Genomic DNA, 17,100 nt, shown 5'->3' on the forward strand with positions numbered 1-17,100 from the left:
TGCACTGATTTCAGGGCGCGAGAAAAACATGCGAAGGGAGACCCTTTAATGGCACAATTTGACACGATCCGGACGGCGGCCGGCGCGCGCGCTGCCCAGATTGACGAGGGCCTGCGCGCCCACATGAACAAAGTTTACGGCACGATGTCCGTCGGCATGCTGATTACATTTGCAGCGGCCTGGGCGATTTCGGGCCTTGCAACGACGACGGACCCATCCGCCGCAGCCGCACAGCTGAGCGCGGATAAATATCTGACGTCCTTTGGGTACACGTTGTTTGCGTCACCCCTGAAATGGGTCATAATGTTCGCCCCCCTCGCCTTTGTTTTTGGCTTTGGCGCTGCGATCAACCGTCTTTCCGCCGCTGGCGCGCAAACGGTCTTCTACCTGTTTGCTGCAGTTATGGGCGTGTCGATTAGCTGGATTTTCCTGGTCTTCACCGGCCAGTCGATCATTCAGGTATTCCTGATCACAGCCATCGCATTCGCCGGTCTGTCGCTTTACGGCTACACCACCAAAAAGGACCTGTCCGCGATGGGCACTTTCCTTATCATGGGTGTGATTGGCCTGATCGTGGCTTCGATCGTCAACATCTTCATTGCGTCTTCGGCCGTGGCATTTGCAATCTCCGTAATCGGCGTGCTGATCTTTGCTGGTCTGACCGCGTATGACACGCAGAACATCAAAACCACCTACCTCCAGATGGCCCACTCGGGCGATCAGGAATGGCTGGGTAAAGCGGCGATCATGGGTGCTCTGAGCCTGTATCTGGACTTTATCAACATGTTCATGTTCCTGCTGCAACTGTTCGGCAACCGGGAATAAGACCGGTTTCATACAGCTGAAAAGGCGGGTCCATGTGACCCGCCTTTTCTTTTTAGGCACTCATCGTGGTCAACAAAACCTGGGCACAAAAAAAATCCCCGCCTTTCCGGCGGGGATTTTTCTAACTTCAGTAAAGCTGCGCTTAGCTACAGTTCAGTGGAACCGCAAAACCCGAGCTACGCTGGGATGACCCTTTGCGGAACACATCTCCTGCAGGCAGGCATCCTGTGAACTGCTCAGTATTGGCGCCAAAGGCGGAACCGATGCTGTTGTCTACCTTTGTGCTGTTGTTTTCGGTGCGCAGAACGCCATACAGCGTGCCGTTTACACTGACAGTGCTCAGGTACATGTTCATATCCGACCCGGTCAGAACCACCGAGTTCAAATCGTTGCGCCCGCCATTGTCGATTGCAGCCCGCGCAAGCTTCTCGGGATCAGTCTCGGCGCTTGTCACTGGGATGGCTGGTAGTACGGCCAGCTCAGCCGGTACATTTGTCGCGTCCGGAAGGAAGGCGACGGCACCCGGAACATCTGAAATAGTCCGAGGCTCACCATCGATGCCTGTAAACCCGACACCTTGGCGATTCAGTGGATCTTCACAAGCCGCAAGGGCCAGAACGGTAGCTGTGGATAACAAGATTTTTTTCATGACGGCCAACATTTTGGAACGGTTAGCTGAAGCGTAGATGCAAGGTGGTTTAAAAAGCAACCCGCTGTCGAAACGAATAGGCTGAAGGCTGATGCGTCGTTGCAACGGCCCGATTTGCAGACGGGCCGTTTTGCTGACCGAAATCATCGCCAAAGGTACTAAAATTCCATGCAAAAAGGGCCCCGAAAACACGAGACCCTTTCCAAATTTCCAGTCGGATGGCAGATTACTTAATCTTGCCTTCTTTGTACTCGACATGCTTCCGAGCGACCGGGTCGTATTTACGAACGGTCATTTTCTCGGTCATGGTCCGCGCGTTTTTCTTGGTCACGTAGAAGTGGCCCGTGCCCGCGGTCGAGTTCAGACGGATCTTGATTGTCGTCGGCTTCGCCATGGTTATCTCCTGCGTCCGGAAAGGCAGGGGCCTTTCGGTTGAATTCCTATGAGCGTGCGCTTTTACCCGGTCGCGCAGCCGAGTCAACCGGAATCGGCGTATATCGCACACAATTCCACGACACCGGCTTTCAGAATAACCCGGTCAATTTGGAGACTTCACGGTTCCGTGATATGGTCTGCGGACTGGACAAGAGAAAGAAGCCCCAAACGGGCCCTACATACGAGGCTTATTTCGCAGGCAAAACACGTGAGCGGCGCGATTTTATCGTACCATTTGTTTTGGGGGCTATCATGACCGAATGGGAAATTCAGGCCGAAGAACTGGCGAACTGCAACTGCAACTTTGGGTGTCCGTGCCAGTTCAGCGTATTACCGACGCATGGCAACTGCGAAGCCGTCGTTGTTTATGACATTCAAAGCGGACATTACGGAGATACCGACCTTGCCGGTGTGAAAGCGGCGGGCGTGTACTATTGGCCCGGCCCGATTCACGAAGGCAATGGCCAAATGCAGTTGATCATAGATGCGTCAGCGTCAGCCGATCAAAGGGCCGCCCTTCAGGCAATCATGACGGGCGAAGACACCGATGAAATGGCGACCTTCTGGTTCGTCTACAGCGCGATGGCACCGACCAAGCACGAGACGCTGTTCCTGCCCATTGACCTGAATTGGTCACGTGAGGACAGGACGGGGTTCGCAAAAATCAATGGCGTTTTCGACCTTGAGGTTCAACCCATCCCCCACATCGTATCCGGGCAACCGCACCGGGCTTCGATTCAGCTACCGAACGGGTTCGAGTACCGTCACGCTGAAGCGGCATCCGGTACCACCAGAACGACCGGTGGCGAAATCAGCCTGAGTTTCGACGCAACCCACGCGCATCTCGCACATCTCAACATCTCTGGTCATGGTGTTTTGGGCGCATAGCCCGGTGCAATCATGAGTTTTAGCACAGACCCTTTCCCAATGGGGGCCGTTGACCGTCTGCTTCGGCGTGACGGGCGTATTGTCCTGTTTTGCGTCTTCCTGATTGTGATCGGGGCTGCGTGGTACACGATCGCGGGCGTGGGCATGAATATGTCCGCGCTCGACATGACCCGGATGGCCAGACCGGTCGGGGAACCCATGCAGATGCCGGGCGGTGTCGAATGGACCGCGTCCTATGTCGTTCTGATTTTCCTGATGTGGTGGGTGATGATGATCGCCATGATGACGCCGAGCGCGGCACCGACGGTTCTTTTGTATTCCGCGCTAAAGCGCATTGGGCCCGACAAGGCGGTGGCCGCACAGCTCAGCCTGTTGTTTTTGTGCGGTTACCTTGTGACGTGGGCGGCGTTCAGTGCGCTTGCCACCGGGGCGCAGTGGGGTTTGGAATGGGTCGGCCTGTCGGACGGGCCGATGATGACGATCCGGTCCAAGGCATTTGCCGGCTCGGTTCTGTTGATGGCTGGTCTGTACCAATTATCCAGCTTGAAATCAGCGTGCCTTCGCCACTGCCGGAGCCCGGCCCAGTTTTTGGCCGATCACAACAGGCCTGGCAAATATGGGGCGTTCCGCACTGGCGCGTTGCATGGCGCGTATTGCCTGGGGTGCTGCTGGGCATTGATGCTGTTGCTGTTCGTCGGCGGCGTGATGAACCTGTACTGGATTGTCGGCATTGCGGTTTACGTCGCCTTGGAAAAGCTATTGCCGCGCGCGGTCTGGATTGCACCGCTGACCGGCATCGCATTGATCGGTTTTGGCGTTTGGCTGATTGCAGCCCCTTGGATGGTCGCTGGCTAAGGCGATCCTTGGATCTCAAGCAGCGGCCGCATAGAGGTTCAGATTTTCTTTTAACCAAAGGAGGGTCCCATGCCCATTTTCATAACCTATGCGTCTTATTCACAGGACGGTGTCAAAGGTATGCTCAAGAAACCTTCGGACCGGACAGCGCCGGTAAAGGCCCTATTGAAAAAGGTGGGAGGGAAGCTGTTGGCCTTTTACCTGACCACGGGCGAAAACGACGTCGTCGTCATCAGTGAAGCTCCGGATGGCACTGACGCTGTGGCCGTCGGCATGGCGGTTGCGGCCTCGGGCGCAGTTACACGGATCGAGACTGTGCGCGCGTGGACCGCGAAGGACTTTGTCGCCATCACCAAAAAGGCCGCGAAGCTGAGCGGCGCCTACACGCCGCCCGGAAAATAACTTGGAGTACACGCGCGGAGGGCCTGTAAGCCGGATCTTGTTCCGGGGTTGCCCCCTTCGATGACCATTCCTCTAGGCCGTGCATTGCTGCGCGGCTCAAGCTGCCAACCCGGTCCCTCTGGGCCAAGACAGGCTTAGCGGCGGTATCGGCTGACGCCGACCTGCCCGCGCGGGGACCCTATTTGGCATTGCTCCCGGTGGGGCTTGCCGTGCCGCCACTGTTGCCAGCGGCGCGGTGGGCTCTTACCCCACCGTTTCACCCTTACCTTTGACCGAAATCTCAGGCGGTCTGATTTCTGTGGCGCTTTCCGTCGGGTTGCCCCGCCCGGGCGTTACCCGGCACCGTTGTCTTGTGGAGTCCGGACTTTCCTCTCGGGCCATGGCCCCAGCGGCCATCCGGCCCTCCGCGCGTGGCGTGGTTAGGCTGTGCGTCCTGCGGCGTCAAGTCTGGATTGCGATTGAAAGGGGCCAGCCCCTTCTTGGCCTTCGGCCAATTCAACCCCGGGATATTTTTGGCCAGATGAAGTACGGATCAGCCGCGCGCAGTGGCTGGCTGAAGCACCTCCAAGTCGGCGCTCGTCAGCGGGCCGGTCGCCCATGGACGATATCTGAGCCGCACTGTGGACAGAAGCGTTTGATCATCCGTTTGCGCCGTGAACCCTGCAGCGTGCGCAAGTGTTTGGAATGTTTGCGTATCCGCGGTTTGCGATCCCGCATCAGTTCCACGGCTGGCAGCTAGGTATTGGGCTTCGAGGCGCTGCCAGTCAAACCGGGGGCCTGGGTCAATTTTGCGGCCCGGGGCCATGTCGGAATGGCCGATGACGCCCTTTGGTTCAATCTCCCATCGCTGCATCAGCGCGGAAAGTAAGTTTTCCAACGCGGCCATCTGGGGTTCGGAAAACGGGTGTGTACCGGCATTGTCCAGCTCGACCCCAATCGAACGAGAATTTATGTCGCTTTGTCCGCACCACTCCCCTGCTCCGGCGTGCCAGGCGCGATCATCTTCGCGCACCAATTGCCACAACGTTCCGTCACGCCCGATCAGGAAATGCGCCGACACCTCGAAGGCGGGATCGCAAAGCCGATCAAGTGCAGCGCGCGCACTGTCCATCGCGGTATAGTGCAGAACGATCAGAGACGGTTTTAATCCGCCCCGTCGCTCACCAAAGTTTGGAGATGGATGCCAAATTGGCTGTATATCAGTTGTTGACGGCACTGCGGAACGGGCTTGGGTCCCAGCTGCAGGCATAGCCGTCCCCATCAGGATCCAGACCCTTGCGATCCCTTTGCGGACCACCGTTGGAAAGGAACTCGATCTGCGCCTGATCGGCCGAAGGGAAACGCGCGCAGTTGCGCTGTGCTTTGGCCTGCAGGTTGAAACCCGCGCGGCTGTAAAGTTGCGTTCCCACCGGGTTGGACGTGCTGAGCGCGTACTGAACGATGTTCGGCTGGCCATCTGAACCCCGCTGAGGGACTGCCGTTGGCGCAACGACTTCGTAGGTCTGACGGTTTTGTTCGATCAGCGCCGCATCTGTTTCGATGGTGCGTCGGTCGGATACGGCTGCGAAATCCTGTTCATCCGAAATGGAGCTGTTGCTGGGGATCGGCGCAGCGGTCGTCGCGGGCGCGCCAATTGGCTCTTGTACCGGAACGCTGGAACTTGACGTACCCGCCAAAGCGGCTGCGGTTGCAGAGGCCAGATCGGCGTTGTCGCCCGTTGGGGGAAGCGCCGCACCCGGCGCACCCAATTGCTGTTCGGACACGTCTACTGGGCCAAGCAGCGGATTTCCTGTAAGTCCCTGACCGGACAATTCCGCCTCGCGCTGCGCCTGATAGGACGGTGTATTAAAACCCGTACCCTGAATAGGCGCCACCGTGTTGCAGGCGGCCATAAACCCGATTGCGGGGATTACAAGCGTAAAGCGCATCCAGCTGCTCCGTCAGTTGTTGTCTTGCCTACCGTGAGGCTTACCACCATTTCCCCGGCTTGGCCACAAATCCGGCGGCGTTTTCCAACGCGTAAGCTGTGTTGAGCAGATCGCCCTCTTCCCAAGGGCGGCCAATCAACTGCAGGCCCAATGGCAAGCCCTGTGCATCAAGCCCTGCCGGCACCGAGATGCCCGGCAAACCGGCGAGGTTCACCGTTACAGTGAAGACGTCGTTCAGGTACATTTGCACCGGGTCGGCCTCGGTCATTTCACCCAGACCGAAGGACGCAGACGGCGTCGCCGGGGTCAGAATCGCGTCTACACCTGCCGCAAAGACATCCTCGAAGTCCTTCTTGATCAGGGTACGGACTTTACGCGCGCGGTTATAATAGGCGTCGTAGAAACCCGCAGACAGCACATAAGTGCCGATCATGACACGCCGCTGGACTTCATGGCCGAAGCCTTCGGCGCGGGTTTTCTCATACATCTCGGTGATGCCATCGCCCTGCGCCAGTTGTGCGCGGCGGCCGTAACGAACACCGTCATAGCGGGCTAGGTTCGAGGATGCCTCGGCCGGGGCAATCACGTAATAGGCCGGCAGCGCGTATTTGGTGTGCGGCAGGGAAATGTCGACGATTTCGGCACCTGCGTCTTTCAGCATATCCGCGCCGTCAGCCCAAAGCTTTTCGATTTCGGCGGGCATGCCATCCATACGGTATTCCTTCGGGATACCGATCTTTTTACCCTTGATGTCGCCGGTCAGCATCGCCTCGAAGTTGGGCACCGCCAGTTCCGTGCTGGTCGAATCCTTGGGGTCATGACCACACATGGTTTCCAGCATGATCGCCGCGTCGCGCACGTTCTTGGTCATCGGACCGGCCTGATCCAGCGAGGACGCAAAGGCCACAATGCCCCAGCGCGAGCAGCGACCGTATGTAGGCTTAATGCCAGTAATGCCCACAAAGGCGGCAGGCTGGCGGATCGAACCGCCGGTATCGGTGCCGGTTGCGGCCAGACACAGGTCAGCCGCCACAGCCGAGGCCGACCCGCCCGACGAACCACCCGGTGTCAGTTGCGCATCGTCATTGCCACGCCGCCACGGGCTGACAGCGTTGCCGTAAGTCGAGGTTTCGTTGGACGACCCCATGGCGAATTCGTCCATGTTCAGCTTGCCCAGCATCACCGCACCCGCATCAGCCAATTGCTGCGAGACGGTGGATTCGTATTCAGGTTTGAAACCTTCCAGAATCTTGGATGCAGCCTGCGAGGGCACACCCTTGGTGCAAAACAGATCCTTGATGCCAATCGGCAGGCCGCACATGGAAGGCGCGTCGCCCTCTTTGATCCGCTCATCCGCTGCCTTGGCGCGTTCCAGCGCGATCTCGGGCGTTTTGTGGACAAAAGCGTTCAGCGCGTCGGCCTCATCAATTGCCTTGAGGCAGGACTCGGTCAGCTCGACCGAGGTCACATCACCCTTGCGCAGCGCATCGCGGGCCTCGGCCAGCCCCAGTTTGTTCAGATCGCTCATGTCTTACTCCACCACTTTGGGGACTGCGAAAAAGCCTTCGCGGGCGTCGGGGGCGTTGGCCAGAACCTTGTCCTGCTGGTTTCCGTCGGTGACCACATCCTCACGACGTTTCAGGTGCATCGGCTCGACCGAGACCATCGGCTCGACGCCTTCGACATCCACTTCGTTCAGTTGTTCGATGAACCCAAGGATGGTGTTGAACTCGGACGCCAGCGCGGGCAGCGCGTCATCCTCGACCTTGATCCGGGCCAGTTTGGCCACCTTGGCGGCGGTGCTTTGGTCAATCGACATCGGAAAACCTCATATACGTTATGGGGCATTTACCCGTCTGGGCACCGGGTCGCAAGAGCGCCGACCGGTTGTTGAACAAGCCTGCCCATTAGCCCCGCTTCGTCGCCATTCAAAAATGCATAGGGCATATGCAAAAAAGTAAACTAATTAGTTCATTTTTGATATTGAAAAATTAAACTGAACAGTTCATTTCATGATACACGGCACAGCCTTAAACCGGAGAAAACCAATGAAAACGTTCATGACAGCCTTTGTTTTGGCCACAACAGTTCTTGCAGCTCAGGCGCAGGCCTTTGGCCCAACCATGGACAACCTGATCCCCGACATGACTTTCCCTGAACCCGCCCCCGAGCCGGTTTCTCAAGACAAAGCGAAGTTGGGCAATTAACGATCCACTTCGTCCGGGTCGGGTCCCCCCCTCACCCGACCCGGAAATTGTGCAATTGCTTGCTGCGCTTAGCATTCCGACTCGTTACCATGGCATTCAGGAAGCATTCCGCCACACCAGTTACCAGACGGAGCAGAGAATGAGCGCGCGCAAGCAAGCAGTATTAAACGCGATAGATGCGGCCAACGCCGAAGATCCAACCTTGGAAGATGGCCAACCCGCCGCGCTGCTTTACGGTCAGCGCATGACCGCCGAGCTTGAGCGGCTGTTTCCCGACGCATCAGACCCGCTGCAAATTGCGGCGCGCGGTCAGCATGTGGAACGCTGGAAGCTGGCACGCGATGAATACCCCGAAGGCCGCGCCGGTTATCTTGCCTGGCGCAAAGCGCAGGGTGTGCACCATGCCGAGACTGTCGCGGGCTTTATGGAACTTGCGGAATATGGGGCCGAAGACGTCGAGGCCGTCGGGCGGATGCTGCGCAAACAAGGTATCAAACGCGATGATGAGGTGCAGGCGCTGGAAGATGTCATCTGCTTTGTGTTTCTCAAATGGTATTTCGCACCATTCGCCGCCAAGCACTCGCCCGAGAAAATCCAGAGCATTGTCGAAAAAACCGCGCGCAAGATGTCAGCCGAGGGTCGCGCGCGGGTATTGAAAGAGTTCGACCTGCCGGAAGACCTTGCAAGCGCGTTTCAGGCCTGAGACCTGAGCGCCATGTGCCGTCGGTAAACCTCGATCATCCAACCCAGCATCACTGCGTTCAGGATGTGCCACATGAAGTGCGTTCCAATTGGAAAATGACCGCATGTCGGGGCATCCAAAGCGCGAAACGTGATCGAGGCGATCAGAATCACGGCACCTATGGCCAGCCCTCTGGCCGTGTCGGGCACCCGGCGTCGCAACAAAAACGCATAAATCAGGATCAGTAGCGGCACCGGCGCATAAGCAGCAGATCCCCCAAGCCCCGGCACAAACTGAAAAACCGGTATCGTGGCGGCGGCGTAAGGCATGAACAATACTGTTCCGACCCCGGCCATAATGGGTTTCATACCCCAAACATCACGATTTATCGCAAAGATATAGACCAGAATATACATCAGTATCGGGACAACATCTGCCATCGCCGACCACACTTGGGCATGGGTGTGGAACAAGAAGCTACCAATGCCAATAGCAGCAAGGATCGCAACCAAGGCATGCGCTAATGGCATCCCCTGCCCGCGCACACGCCGCCACATGATCAACGCAGCAATCAGAAACGCTACGTTTGTCACGGCGTTTATCGGCTCGGCCCAATAGGCGGGCGATAAACGCTCGCAATAGCCATCAATTTCCCGAAACCAATCCATGAACTTTTACATAAGCGATGCTAGGGTAAAGCCAACAGACCGGTGAGGAGGAATTTTCATGAAAATCATATGGCTGGGCCACGGCAGCTTTCGCGTCGAAACCGAAGGTCAGGTTCTGCTGATCGACCCTTGGCTAACGGGAAACCCGGTGCTGCCCGAAGATCAGCATGACGCTGCGCTGGACGGTGCGACACATATCCTTCTTACGCATACGCATTTCGACCATGTGGCCGACGTTGTTTCACTTGCCAAACATCTGAAAATCCCTGTGGTCGGCCAGTATGACCTGATGGGTTACTGGAGCGAATCTGAGGGATTGGAGACTGTCGGTTTCAACAAGGGCGGCACGGTGAACCTGAACGGTGTCAAAGTGTCGATGGTGCCGGCCTCGCACAGTTCGACCTTTTCCACCCCCGACGGCCTGCGCACGGGCGGAAGCGAGGTCGGGTTCATGATCGCTGGCGACGGGCACATGCTGTATGTTTCAGGCGACACGGACATTATGGCGGATATGGACTGGATGGGGGATTACTATAAACCCGACATCGGCATCCTGTCGGCCGGTGGCCATTTCACAATGGATATGAAGGGCGCGGCATACGCGGCCAAGCGGTATTTCAATTTCAAAACCGTTATCCCCTGCCACTACAAGACATTCCCGATCCTCGAACAATCCGCCCAGGCTCTGATCGACGCACTGCCCGGGGTGGAGGTGATCGAACCGCAGGTGATGCAGGCGATCAAACTATAGGAAGCGGATGAGCAACGGGATCGTTCCATCACCCGAATTGGTCGCCGTTGTTCGGCGGTGGAACGATGCCGTGCGCTTCAAGGACCGTGCGGCTCTGGTCAATATGCTGTCCGCATCCGAGCATCTGCGCTATCAGGGATCGGCGGAAAACGAAGAGTGGTCCGGGCAGGTTTTCCGGCGAGGCTTTGCGGAACATACCAAAGAAATTCCCGACTATGATTGGGACGAACACTCGCTGGAGGCGTTCGAATGCGGCAACGTAGGCTGGGCCCACTGCACAGCCACCTTGCGCTTTGCGTCGAACGGGAATTCAGCGTTTCATCGGTTTACCTTTGTTCTGAATCTTGAGGATGGGATTTGGAAATTCGTGCAGATGCACGTATCCAACCCGACTTCGAACATGGAAAAAATCGGTGTCGAGCATACCGCGCTAAACGCCCTGATCGACGCTGCGCGACAGGAATTCCAACAAGATCAGGAAGAGGGCACCGCTTCGGTGATGTTCACCGACATTGCGGAATCCTCGGCGATCACCCGGCAAATAGGAGATCGCAAATGGATCGAGGTCATTTCCCAACATTTCGATTTGGCTACACATCTAATCACCAACCATCGCGGGCGGCTGGTCAAATCTCTAGGCGACGGCACGATGTCGATTTTTTCTGCGCCGCAAGATGCGCTGCGAGCCGCGATCGCACTGCAAAGCAAAAACGCCGAAACCAGTTCAGGGATTCCGTTGGGACTCAGGGTTGGCATTCATACCGGCGACGTCATTCAGCGGGACGAGGACTTTTTCGGGTCGGTCGTCAACAAAGCAGCCCGCGTCACAGATATCAGTGGGCCGAATGAAATCCACGTCACTGACGTTACCCGCCTGCTTGTGGGAGCTGAAGAAGGGTTGCGTTTCAGTTCCCCATCATCCGTCTCGCTGAAAGGGTTTGGAGGGCACCAGACCGTTTATCGTTTGGATTGGGTCGGGACCTAATCCACGAACGCATTCAAGTCCCGTTCCTTTTTTCCGCAAAGAACGCGCGCAGCAGGGCCTCACATTCCTTGGCGGCTATGCCGTCGAACACCTCAGGTTTATGGTGGGACTGGGGGTGCGAAAACACCCGCGCACCATGGGCAACACCGCCGGATTTCGGGTCAGCCGCACCATAGTAAACGCGCCGTATTCGCGCAGCCGACAAGGCAGCCGCGCACATCGCGCACGGCTCGAGCGTGACGTACAGATCATGGTTCGGCAGGCGTTCTGACCCCGCTTCGGCGCATGCTGCGCGCAGGGCCAGAATTTCGGCATGCGCGGTGGGGTCGTTCAATTCGCGCGTGCGGTTACCGTCGGCTGCGACGACTCGACCATCCGCCACGATGACGGCCCCGACTGGCACCTCGCCGCGATCCGCTGCTTCGCGCGCCTGCTCCAACGCGATATTCATATACGACTTGAACTCCATGCCTCTGACTGCATCAGAAACCTGTCTTTCGCAAGGCGGCGGGATGCGCTATGGGCTGCGGATGACCAAAACCCCTCCTCCCGGCGACCGGATCGCCAAAGTGCTTGCGCGCGCAGGCATCGCCTCTCGCCGAGAGGCCGAACGCATGATCGAAGCAGGTCGTGTGACCGTCAATGGCAAGCCCATCGACAGCCCGGCTTTAAACGTGACCGCAAAAGACAAGATCACCGTTGACGGCAAACCCGTGTCTGAACCCGAACCCTCGCGCTTGTGGCTCTATCACAAACCGCCGGGGCTGGTGACGACGACCCGCGACGAAAAAGGCCGCGCGACGATCTTTGACAATTTGCCTGAGGACATGCCCCGCGTCATGAGCGTTGGGCGACTGGACCTGAATTCAGAAGGGTTGCTGCTGCTCACCAATGACGGCGGCATCAAGCGCAAGCTGGAACTGCCCTCTACCGGATGGCTGCGCAAATACCGCGTGCGCGTGAACGGACGCCCCAAAGACGAGGATTTTGCACCCCTGCGCAAAGGCTTGGTGATCGAAGGCGAGCGTTTCTTGCCTATGGATGTCTCATTGGACCGCCAGCAAGGCGCAAACGCGTGGCTGACCATTGGGTTGCGCGAAGGCAAAAACCGCGAAATTCGTCGGGCGATGGAAGATATCGGTTATGCTGTTAACCGTTTGCTGCGCGTATCTTACGGGCCGTTTCAGCTGGGAAATCTAAAGCAGGGTGAGGTCGAAGAAATCCGCCGTCGTGTCATGCGCGACCAACTGGGTCTGGACGCCGCGACAGAGGCTACACCCAAGCGCGGCGCTCGCCCCCAAAGAAAACGGCCCCCGATCGGCAAGAAATCTCGCAAGTGACGTGGGTTAAGCAACCTTCCCCCTAGCGCCGGACGCCCTCATGCCCTAAATTTTCCGTGAAGAAAGTCTTTGGGAGGCGTGATGTCCGGGACTGGTGTACAAAAACTGGCCTATGCGGCCCTTCTGGTGCTGCTTTTTGGCGTGTGCACCGGGTTGTTGGGGGGCCTGTAGGCGCATGGCCAAACGCTTTGGCGGGAAATACAGCCCACAGGGGAACGGCGAACCAACGGATCACCCAAAGCGCGGGCAGTTCGATGGCGCGCGCGTGGAACCAGCGGGCGCACGCGCAAACCTTCTGTTTGCGCCCGCCATCCCTTTGGTTTTCCTCTCGCTGAACGACGGCGCCATTGGAATGACAATTGGCCTTGTCGCGGCCGGGTTGCTAACCGCTGCTGCTTTTTTATTGCGCGAAGGCTTGCGGGCCGAGGCGGCTTATAACGCGCGCCGCACTGCCCGCCGCCCCGCATTTCCCAGAAAAATATTCGCAAGCGCTCTGACCGGATTAGGTGCGGCACTGGCATCATACCGAACCGAATATGTCGGGGCTGCCTCTGCCACCGAAGTCAGTCTTATTGCGCCCATTTTGTTCGGTGCGGCTGCAACGGTCCTGCATTCCCTATCCTTCGGCTTGGATCCGCTAAAGGACAAAGGGATGGAAGGTATCGACACCTTTCAACAAGACCGCGTCGCCCGCGTGGTTGACGACGCCGAAGCGCATCTTAGGGACATGACAGACGCGATCAAACGCGCAGGCGACCGCACGATCGAAGCCCGCGTCGAACGCTTTCAAGACACCGCCCGCGAACTGTTTCGAACGGTCGAAGAAGATCCGCGCGATCTGGCGGGTGCGCGCAAGTACCTGACGGTCTATTTGCAGGGCGCGCGGGATGCGACGGTCAAGTTCGCAGACGTTTATGCACGAACACGGGATGTGCAGGCGCTGTCAGACTATTCGGCTTTGCTGGATGATCTGGAGCAGAATTTCGCGGCCCGCACCCGCAAAATGCTTTTGGATGACCGCAGTGATCTGACGGTTGAAATTGATGTGCTGCGTGAACGATTGCAGCGCGAAGGCGTCCGGTTGGACTGACCGGTTTTTTAGAAAGGATTTCCCCATGTCCGACGAAGTCAAGAACAAGGCGGTTGAGGCCGAAACACTCGTTCAGGAAGTGACGGCCGTAACGCTGCCGGAACCCACAGCCGAAGTCGTTTCGCTTGAGGAAGCCGATGAACCGGTTGGCGCCGAAATACGTAAGCGCATGGCCGAGATCGACATGGGCAATACCAACTCAATCGTGTCATTTGGGTCTTCTGCCCAGGCAGAGCTGCAGGAAATCAGCCAGGCCATGCTGGCGGACGTACGCAACAAGGATGTTGGTCCTGCCGGGGACAGCCTAAGGAACATCGTGACGACAATCCGTGGTTTTTCAGTCAGTGAACTGGACGTACGCCGCGAACGCAGCTGGTGGGAAAAACTACTTGGCAAAGCAGCCCCTTTCGCCAAATTCACAGCGCAATACGAAGAAGTTCAGGGCCAGATTGACCGCATAACGGATGACTTGCTGGCGCATGAACATACGCTTTTGAAAGACATCAAGTCGCTTGATGTCCTGTATGATAAAACGCTCGGCTTTTATGACGAACTGGCGCTTTACATTGCGGCGGGCGAAGAGAAACTGACGGAATTGGACAGCCATGACATTCCGGAAAAAGAAGCCGACGTTCAGGCAGCCCCCGAAGATCAACAAGTCATGAAAGCCCAAGAGCTGCGCGATTTGCGTGCAGCCCGCGACGATCTGGAACGCCGGGTGCATGACCTGAAACTGACGCGGCAGGTGACCATGCAATCCCTGCCCTCGATCCGTCTGGTTCAGGAAAACGACAAGTCTTTGGTGACCAAGATCAACTCGACCCTCGTCAACACGGTTCCCTTGTGGGAAACGCAGTTGGCGCAGGCCGTCACGATCCAACGCAGCGCCGAGGCGGCGTCAGCGGTTCGCGAAGCCAATGACCTGACAAATGAACTCCTGACGTCGAACGCTGCGAACCTGCGCGAGTCGAACAAGATGATCCGCGAAGAAATGGAACGCGGCGTATTCGACATAGAAGCCGTCAAACAGGCGAACGCCGATCTGATCGGCACAATCAATGAGAGCCTAGCCATAGCAGATGAAGGTAAAGCCAAGCGCGCAGCCGCCGAGGTGGAATTGCAGAAAATGGAAGCTGAGCTTCGCGACACGCTGGCAGCAGCCAAGGCACGTAAGGACGGTATCGGCGACAATGCCGGAACAGCAGTTCCGGGCTGACACTGTGAAGGCTTGGCGGATTTCAAAATTTGCGTTTCTCGGTGTCGCGCTTTTGGCCTTGGCCAATTGCGACGACGCCTTGACGTCCTCTGTCGTACCCGAACCCCGGCCCGCGCAACCGGTGCCGGCACCGAATGCTTATGTTCAGCCCTCTGCGGCCAGTCAGGATCTGGCGCGTTTCTACGAACGGGTCGAACGCGACCTTGTTACGAGGGGCTTGCTGAGGACCGATGGCGGCGGGCCTGATACCCCCTATGACGCGAGCGATCTGGAACGCAATTTCGAGGCCATCGCGTTTTACAGCGAATACCCTGACCACGCCGTAACAGCCACGTCTTTTGAAACCGAAGGGCAGCTCAGCCGATGGGCCGTGCCCATTCGCGTACAGACCGAGTTTGCCCCAACTGTTTCGCCCCAGATGCGCGAACAGGATGCGGCCGAGGTTGAGGCGTTTACCGCAAGGCTCTCCAGACTGACCGATCACCCGATTTCTGTCGTCAGTCGAAAGGCCAACTTTCACGTCGTCTTTGCCGGGAAAGACGATAGCTCTTATGTCGTATCGCGGATCAAAATGCTTGTTCCGGGGATCAGCCAACCGTCGCTTGACCTCATTGCCAACCCGCGCGCAAATATCGACTGTTTTGTCATCGCGTCCCCAACAAACAAATCGCCCAACCAGTTTGTCCGGGCGGTAATTCTGATCCGGGCGGAATTGTCAGAATTGCTGCGGCGCAGTTGCATTCATGAAGAGATGGCGCAGGGACTGGGCCTTTCGAACGACAGTGGTGCAGCCCGCCCGTCGATCTTTAATGATGACGACGAATTTGCCTTGCTGACCAGCCATGATGAGAAACTGCTGGAGATGCTGTATGACCCGCGCCTGCAACCCGGAGTGACGGTTGAAGACGCCCGCCCTGTTGTACGTATTATTGCTCGTGAATTGATGGGCCAGTCCCTCTGAGCCCGCAGAAAGGAGACCCCAATGGGTATTTTTGATTTTCTGACCGGAGAATTTATTGATGTCATCCACTGGGTCGACGACACCCGTGACACGATGGTTTGGCGCTTTGAACGCGAAGGTCATGCGATCAAATACGGAGCCAAGCTGACCGTCCGCGAAGGTCAATCGGCCGTGTTCGTGCATGAAGGGCAGTTAGCGGATGTATTTACGCCCGGTCTTTACATGCTTGAGACCAACAACATGCCGATCCTGACAACATTGCAGCATTGGGATCACGGTTTTCAGTCACCGTTCAAATCCGAGATTTATTTCGTCAATACGACCCGGTTCAATGACCTGAAATGGGGGACGAAGAACCCGATCATGTTGCGCGACCCTGAGTTTGGGCCCACGCGCATTCGGGCATTCGGCACCTATACAATCCGGGTCAAGGATCCCGCGAAGTTCATGATCGAGATTGTCGGCACCGATGGTGAATTCACCATGGACGAGATCAGCTTCCAGATCCGCAACATCATTGTGCAGGAATTCAGCCGAGTCATCGCTGGATCCGGTATTCCCGTTCTGGACATGGCCGCCAACACCGCTGATCTGGGCAAGCTGATCGCGGCCGAAGTATCCCCGGTTCTGGACGGTTATGGGCTGGAAATGCCCGAGTTCTATATCGAGAACATTTCCCTGCCGCCCGCCGTCGAAGCGGCACTGGACAAACGGACGTCGATGGGTCTAGCCGGAGATTTGGGCAAATTCACACAATATTCAGCCGCCGAGGCGATGACTGCGGCTGCCAACAATCCGGGCCAAGGCGGTGGTATGGGCGCTGGTCTTGGCATGGGTATGGGAATGGCGATGGCGCAACAAATGTCGAACATGGCAGCGGGTCAACCCAGCGGCCCTTGGGGCAGTTCCGCCCTCGCTGCCCCGCAACCATCCGCGCATGCGGCACCGCCGCCCCCTCCGCCCGTTGAGCATGTGTGGCATATCGCTGTGGATGGCCAGACAAGCGGTCCGTTTTCAAAGGCCAAAATGGGCCGCATGGCCACGGAGGGTCAAATCACGCGAGACACCCATGTTTGGACAGCGGGCCAGGATGGTTGGAAAAAAGCGGGCGACGTGCAGGAACTGGCGCAGCTATTCACGATATTGCCGCCACCACCGCCAGGGGCGTGATCAGCGCCTCGGGCCGACCACCGCGCGTGCCCTTTCAGGGCGGCTCAT

The 17,100-nt window shown here is 57.5% G+C and carries 21 protein-coding genes and 1 other RNA gene; 13 read left to right on the forward strand and 9 right to left on the reverse strand.

Annotated features, from left to right (window positions below; translation table 11 throughout):
* Positions 1-48: 48 nt before the first annotated feature.
* On the forward strand, positions 49-825 hold the full coding sequence (locus tag ACR0DG_RS08680) for a Bax inhibitor-1/YccA family protein (RefSeq protein WP_480696278.1): 777 nt from the start codon (positions 49-51) through the stop codon (positions 823-825).
* Between the two features lie 142 nt (positions 826-967).
* Here ACR0DG_RS08680 and ACR0DG_RS08685 read toward each other — a convergent pair whose 3' ends face one another.
* Together ACR0DG_RS08685 and rpmG are read right to left on the reverse strand one after the other, a co-directional pair.
* Complete coding sequence (locus ACR0DG_RS08685; RefSeq protein WP_480707110.1) at positions 968-1,462, reverse strand: hypothetical protein; 495 nt, start codon at positions 1,460-1,462, stop codon at positions 968-970.
* Positions 1,463-1,700: 238 nt separating this feature from the next.
* Positions 1,701-1,868: a 50S ribosomal protein L33 gene (rpmG, locus tag ACR0DG_RS08690; protein ID WP_005630270.1), complete on the reverse strand. Its 168-nt coding sequence runs from the start codon at positions 1,866-1,868 to the stop codon at positions 1,701-1,703.
* 293 nt (positions 1,869-2,161) lie between these two features.
* Here rpmG and ACR0DG_RS08695 point away from each other — a divergent pair, with 293 nt between their 5' ends.
* The 3 genes from ACR0DG_RS08695 (at position 2,162) to ACR0DG_RS08705 (ending at position 4,054) form a co-directional block, all read left to right on the forward strand.
* On the forward strand, positions 2,162-2,797 hold the full coding sequence (locus ACR0DG_RS08695) for a DUF1326 domain-containing protein (RefSeq protein ID WP_480696282.1): 636 nt from the start codon (positions 2,162-2,164) through the stop codon (positions 2,795-2,797).
* A 12-nt stretch (positions 2,798-2,809) separates the two neighbouring features.
* Entirely contained in the window at positions 2,810-3,652 is an 843-nt protein-coding gene (locus ACR0DG_RS08700) for a DUF2182 domain-containing protein (protein WP_480696284.1), read from the forward strand.
* A gap of 69 nt (positions 3,653-3,721) precedes the next feature.
* Positions 3,722-4,054, forward strand: a complete 333-nt coding sequence (locus ACR0DG_RS08705) for a GYD domain-containing protein (protein ID WP_480696286.1) — start codon at positions 3,722-3,724, stop codon at positions 4,052-4,054.
* A 10-nt stretch (positions 4,055-4,064) separates the two neighbouring features.
* Here ACR0DG_RS08705 and rnpB read toward each other — a convergent pair.
* From rnpB to gatC, 5 genes are all read right to left on the reverse strand, one after another.
* Positions 4,065-4,462: RNase P RNA component class A (gene rnpB / locus ACR0DG_RS08710), an RNA gene on the reverse strand.
* 124 nt (positions 4,463-4,586) lie between these two features.
* Positions 4,587-5,303, reverse strand: a complete 717-nt coding sequence (locus ACR0DG_RS08715; protein WP_480696288.1) for an N-acetylmuramoyl-L-alanine amidase — start codon at positions 5,301-5,303, stop codon at positions 4,587-4,589.
* Positions 5,254-5,982: a hypothetical protein gene (locus tag ACR0DG_RS08720; protein ID WP_480696290.1), complete on the reverse strand. Its 729-nt coding sequence runs from the start codon at positions 5,980-5,982 to the stop codon at positions 5,254-5,256. Before ACR0DG_RS08720 ends, ACR0DG_RS08715 begins: the two co-directional genes overlap by 50 nt.
* A gap of 40 nt (positions 5,983-6,022) precedes the next feature.
* Positions 6,023-7,510 carry an Asp-tRNA(Asn)/Glu-tRNA(Gln) amidotransferase subunit GatA gene (gatA, locus tag ACR0DG_RS08725; RefSeq protein ID WP_480696292.1) on the reverse strand — a complete coding sequence of 496 codons (1,488 nt, stop codon included), beginning with the start codon at positions 7,508-7,510 and terminating at the stop codon, positions 6,023-6,025.
* 3 nt (positions 7,511-7,513) lie between these two features.
* Positions 7,514-7,801: an Asp-tRNA(Asn)/Glu-tRNA(Gln) amidotransferase subunit GatC gene (gatC, locus tag ACR0DG_RS08730; RefSeq protein ID WP_480696294.1), complete on the reverse strand. Its 288-nt coding sequence runs from the start codon at positions 7,799-7,801 to the stop codon at positions 7,514-7,516.
* A gap of 229 nt (positions 7,802-8,030) precedes the next feature.
* Between gatC and ACR0DG_RS08735 the strand changes: the two genes are divergently transcribed.
* On the forward strand, positions 8,031-8,189 hold the full coding sequence (locus ACR0DG_RS08735; RefSeq protein ID WP_480696296.1) for a hypothetical protein: 159 nt from the start codon (positions 8,031-8,033) through the stop codon (positions 8,187-8,189).
* Between the two features lie 139 nt (positions 8,190-8,328).
* Complete coding sequence (locus ACR0DG_RS08740; protein ID WP_480696298.1) at positions 8,329-8,892, forward strand: DUF4202 domain-containing protein; 564 nt, start codon at positions 8,329-8,331, stop codon at positions 8,890-8,892.
* Here ACR0DG_RS08740 and ACR0DG_RS08745 read toward each other — a convergent pair.
* A complete protein-coding gene (locus tag ACR0DG_RS08745; RefSeq protein WP_480696300.1) occupies positions 8,883-9,539 on the reverse strand; it encodes a ceramidase domain-containing protein in 657 nt (218 codons plus the stop codon). The two genes, ACR0DG_RS08740 and ACR0DG_RS08745, sit on opposite strands and share 10 nt — an antisense overlap.
* 58 nt (positions 9,540-9,597) lie before the next feature.
* Here ACR0DG_RS08745 and ACR0DG_RS08750 point away from each other — a divergent pair, with 58 nt between their 5' ends.
* Both ACR0DG_RS08750 and ACR0DG_RS08755 read left to right on the forward strand, forming a co-directional pair.
* Positions 9,598-10,290: a metal-dependent hydrolase gene (locus ACR0DG_RS08750; RefSeq protein WP_480696302.1), complete on the forward strand. Its 693-nt coding sequence runs from the start codon at positions 9,598-9,600 to the stop codon at positions 10,288-10,290.
* Positions 10,291-10,297: 7 nt separating this feature from the next.
* Positions 10,298-11,275, forward strand: coding sequence for an adenylate/guanylate cyclase domain-containing protein (locus ACR0DG_RS08755; RefSeq protein ID WP_480696304.1), 978 nt, complete (start codon positions 10,298-10,300; stop codon positions 11,273-11,275).
* A 13-nt stretch (positions 11,276-11,288) separates the two neighbouring features.
* Here ACR0DG_RS08755 and ACR0DG_RS08760 read toward each other — a convergent pair whose 3' ends face one another.
* Entirely contained in the window at positions 11,289-11,744 is a 456-nt protein-coding gene (locus ACR0DG_RS08760) for a nucleoside deaminase (protein ID WP_480696306.1), read from the reverse strand.
* Here ACR0DG_RS08760 and ACR0DG_RS08765 point away from each other — a divergent pair.
* The 5 genes from ACR0DG_RS08765 (at position 11,743) to ACR0DG_RS08785 (ending at position 17,052) form a co-directional block, all read left to right on the forward strand.
* A complete protein-coding gene (locus ACR0DG_RS08765; RefSeq protein ID WP_480696308.1) occupies positions 11,743-12,615 on the forward strand; it encodes a pseudouridine synthase in 873 nt (290 codons plus the stop codon). The genes ACR0DG_RS08760 and ACR0DG_RS08765 overlap by 2 nt on opposite strands.
* Before the next feature lie 175 nt (positions 12,616-12,790).
* Complete coding sequence (locus ACR0DG_RS08770) at positions 12,791-13,705, forward strand: 5-bromo-4-chloroindolyl phosphate hydrolysis family protein (protein ID WP_480696310.1); 915 nt, start codon at positions 12,791-12,793, stop codon at positions 13,703-13,705.
* A 25-nt stretch (positions 13,706-13,730) separates the two neighbouring features.
* The gene (locus tag ACR0DG_RS08775; protein ID WP_480696312.1) at positions 13,731-14,921 is read left to right on the forward strand and encodes a toxic anion resistance protein; all 1,191 of its coding nucleotides are present in this window, start codon (positions 13,731-13,733) and stop codon (positions 14,919-14,921) included.
* Complete coding sequence (locus tag ACR0DG_RS08780) at positions 14,896-15,882, forward strand: DUF2927 domain-containing protein (protein WP_480696314.1); 987 nt, start codon at positions 14,896-14,898, stop codon at positions 15,880-15,882. The genes ACR0DG_RS08775 and ACR0DG_RS08780 overlap by 26 nt, the downstream gene beginning before the upstream one ends.
* A gap of 21 nt (positions 15,883-15,903) precedes the next feature.
* Positions 15,904-17,052, forward strand: coding sequence for an SPFH domain-containing protein (locus ACR0DG_RS08785; RefSeq protein ID WP_480696316.1), 1,149 nt, complete (start codon positions 15,904-15,906; stop codon positions 17,050-17,052).
* Positions 17,053-17,100 lie beyond the last annotated feature (48 nt).

The sequence above is a fragment of the Ruegeria sp. BG8 genome (assembly GCF_056538325.1).

Bases quoted from the DNA above. Each gene is read 5' to 3' on its own strand.
- ACR0DG_RS08680 (WP_480696278.1), top strand. From the start codon at position 49: ATGGCACAATTTGACACGATCCGGACGGCGGCCGGCGCGCGCGCTGCC.
- rpmG (WP_005630270.1), bottom strand. From the start codon at position 1,868: ATGGCGAAGCCGACGACAATCAAGATCCGTCTGAACTCGACCGCGGGC.
- ACR0DG_RS08695 (WP_480696282.1), top strand. From the start codon at position 2,162: ATGACCGAATGGGAAATTCAGGCCGAAGAACTGGCGAACTGCAACTGC.
- ACR0DG_RS08700 (WP_480696284.1), top strand. From the start codon at position 2,810: ATGAGTTTTAGCACAGACCCTTTCCCAATGGGGGCCGTTGACCGTCTG.
- ACR0DG_RS08705 (WP_480696286.1), top strand. From the start codon at position 3,722: ATGCCCATTTTCATAACCTATGCGTCTTATTCACAGGACGGTGTCAAA.
- ACR0DG_RS08715 (WP_480696288.1), bottom strand. From the start codon at position 5,303: ATGCCTGCAGCTGGGACCCAAGCCCGTTCCGCAGTGCCGTCAACAACT.
- ACR0DG_RS08720 (WP_480696290.1), bottom strand. From the start codon at position 5,982: ATGCGCTTTACGCTTGTAATCCCCGCAATCGGGTTTATGGCCGCCTGC.
- gatA (WP_480696292.1), bottom strand. From the start codon at position 7,510: ATGAGCGATCTGAACAAACTGGGGCTGGCCGAGGCCCGCGATGCGCTG.
- gatC (WP_480696294.1), bottom strand. From the start codon at position 7,801: ATGTCGATTGACCAAAGCACCGCCGCCAAGGTGGCCAAACTGGCCCGG.
- ACR0DG_RS08735 (WP_480696296.1), top strand. From the start codon at position 8,031: ATGAAAACGTTCATGACAGCCTTTGTTTTGGCCACAACAGTTCTTGCA.
- ACR0DG_RS08740 (WP_480696298.1), top strand. From the start codon at position 8,329: ATGAGCGCGCGCAAGCAAGCAGTATTAAACGCGATAGATGCGGCCAAC.
- ACR0DG_RS08745 (WP_480696300.1), bottom strand. From the start codon at position 9,539: ATGGATTGGTTTCGGGAAATTGATGGCTATTGCGAGCGTTTATCGCCC.
- ACR0DG_RS08750 (WP_480696302.1), top strand. From the start codon at position 9,598: ATGAAAATCATATGGCTGGGCCACGGCAGCTTTCGCGTCGAAACCGAA.
- ACR0DG_RS08755 (WP_480696304.1), top strand. From the start codon at position 10,298: ATGAGCAACGGGATCGTTCCATCACCCGAATTGGTCGCCGTTGTTCGG.
- ACR0DG_RS08765 (WP_480696308.1), top strand. From the start codon at position 11,743: ATGCCTCTGACTGCATCAGAAACCTGTCTTTCGCAAGGCGGCGGGATG.
- ACR0DG_RS08760 (WP_480696306.1), bottom strand. From the start codon at position 11,744: ATGGAGTTCAAGTCGTATATGAATATCGCGTTGGAGCAGGCGCGCGAA.
- ACR0DG_RS08770 (WP_480696310.1), top strand. From the start codon at position 12,791: ATGGCCAAACGCTTTGGCGGGAAATACAGCCCACAGGGGAACGGCGAA.
- ACR0DG_RS08775 (WP_480696312.1), top strand. From the start codon at position 13,731: ATGTCCGACGAAGTCAAGAACAAGGCGGTTGAGGCCGAAACACTCGTT.
- ACR0DG_RS08780 (WP_480696314.1), top strand. From the start codon at position 14,896: ATGCCGGAACAGCAGTTCCGGGCTGACACTGTGAAGGCTTGGCGGATT.
- ACR0DG_RS08785 (WP_480696316.1), top strand. From the start codon at position 15,904: ATGGGTATTTTTGATTTTCTGACCGGAGAATTTATTGATGTCATCCAC.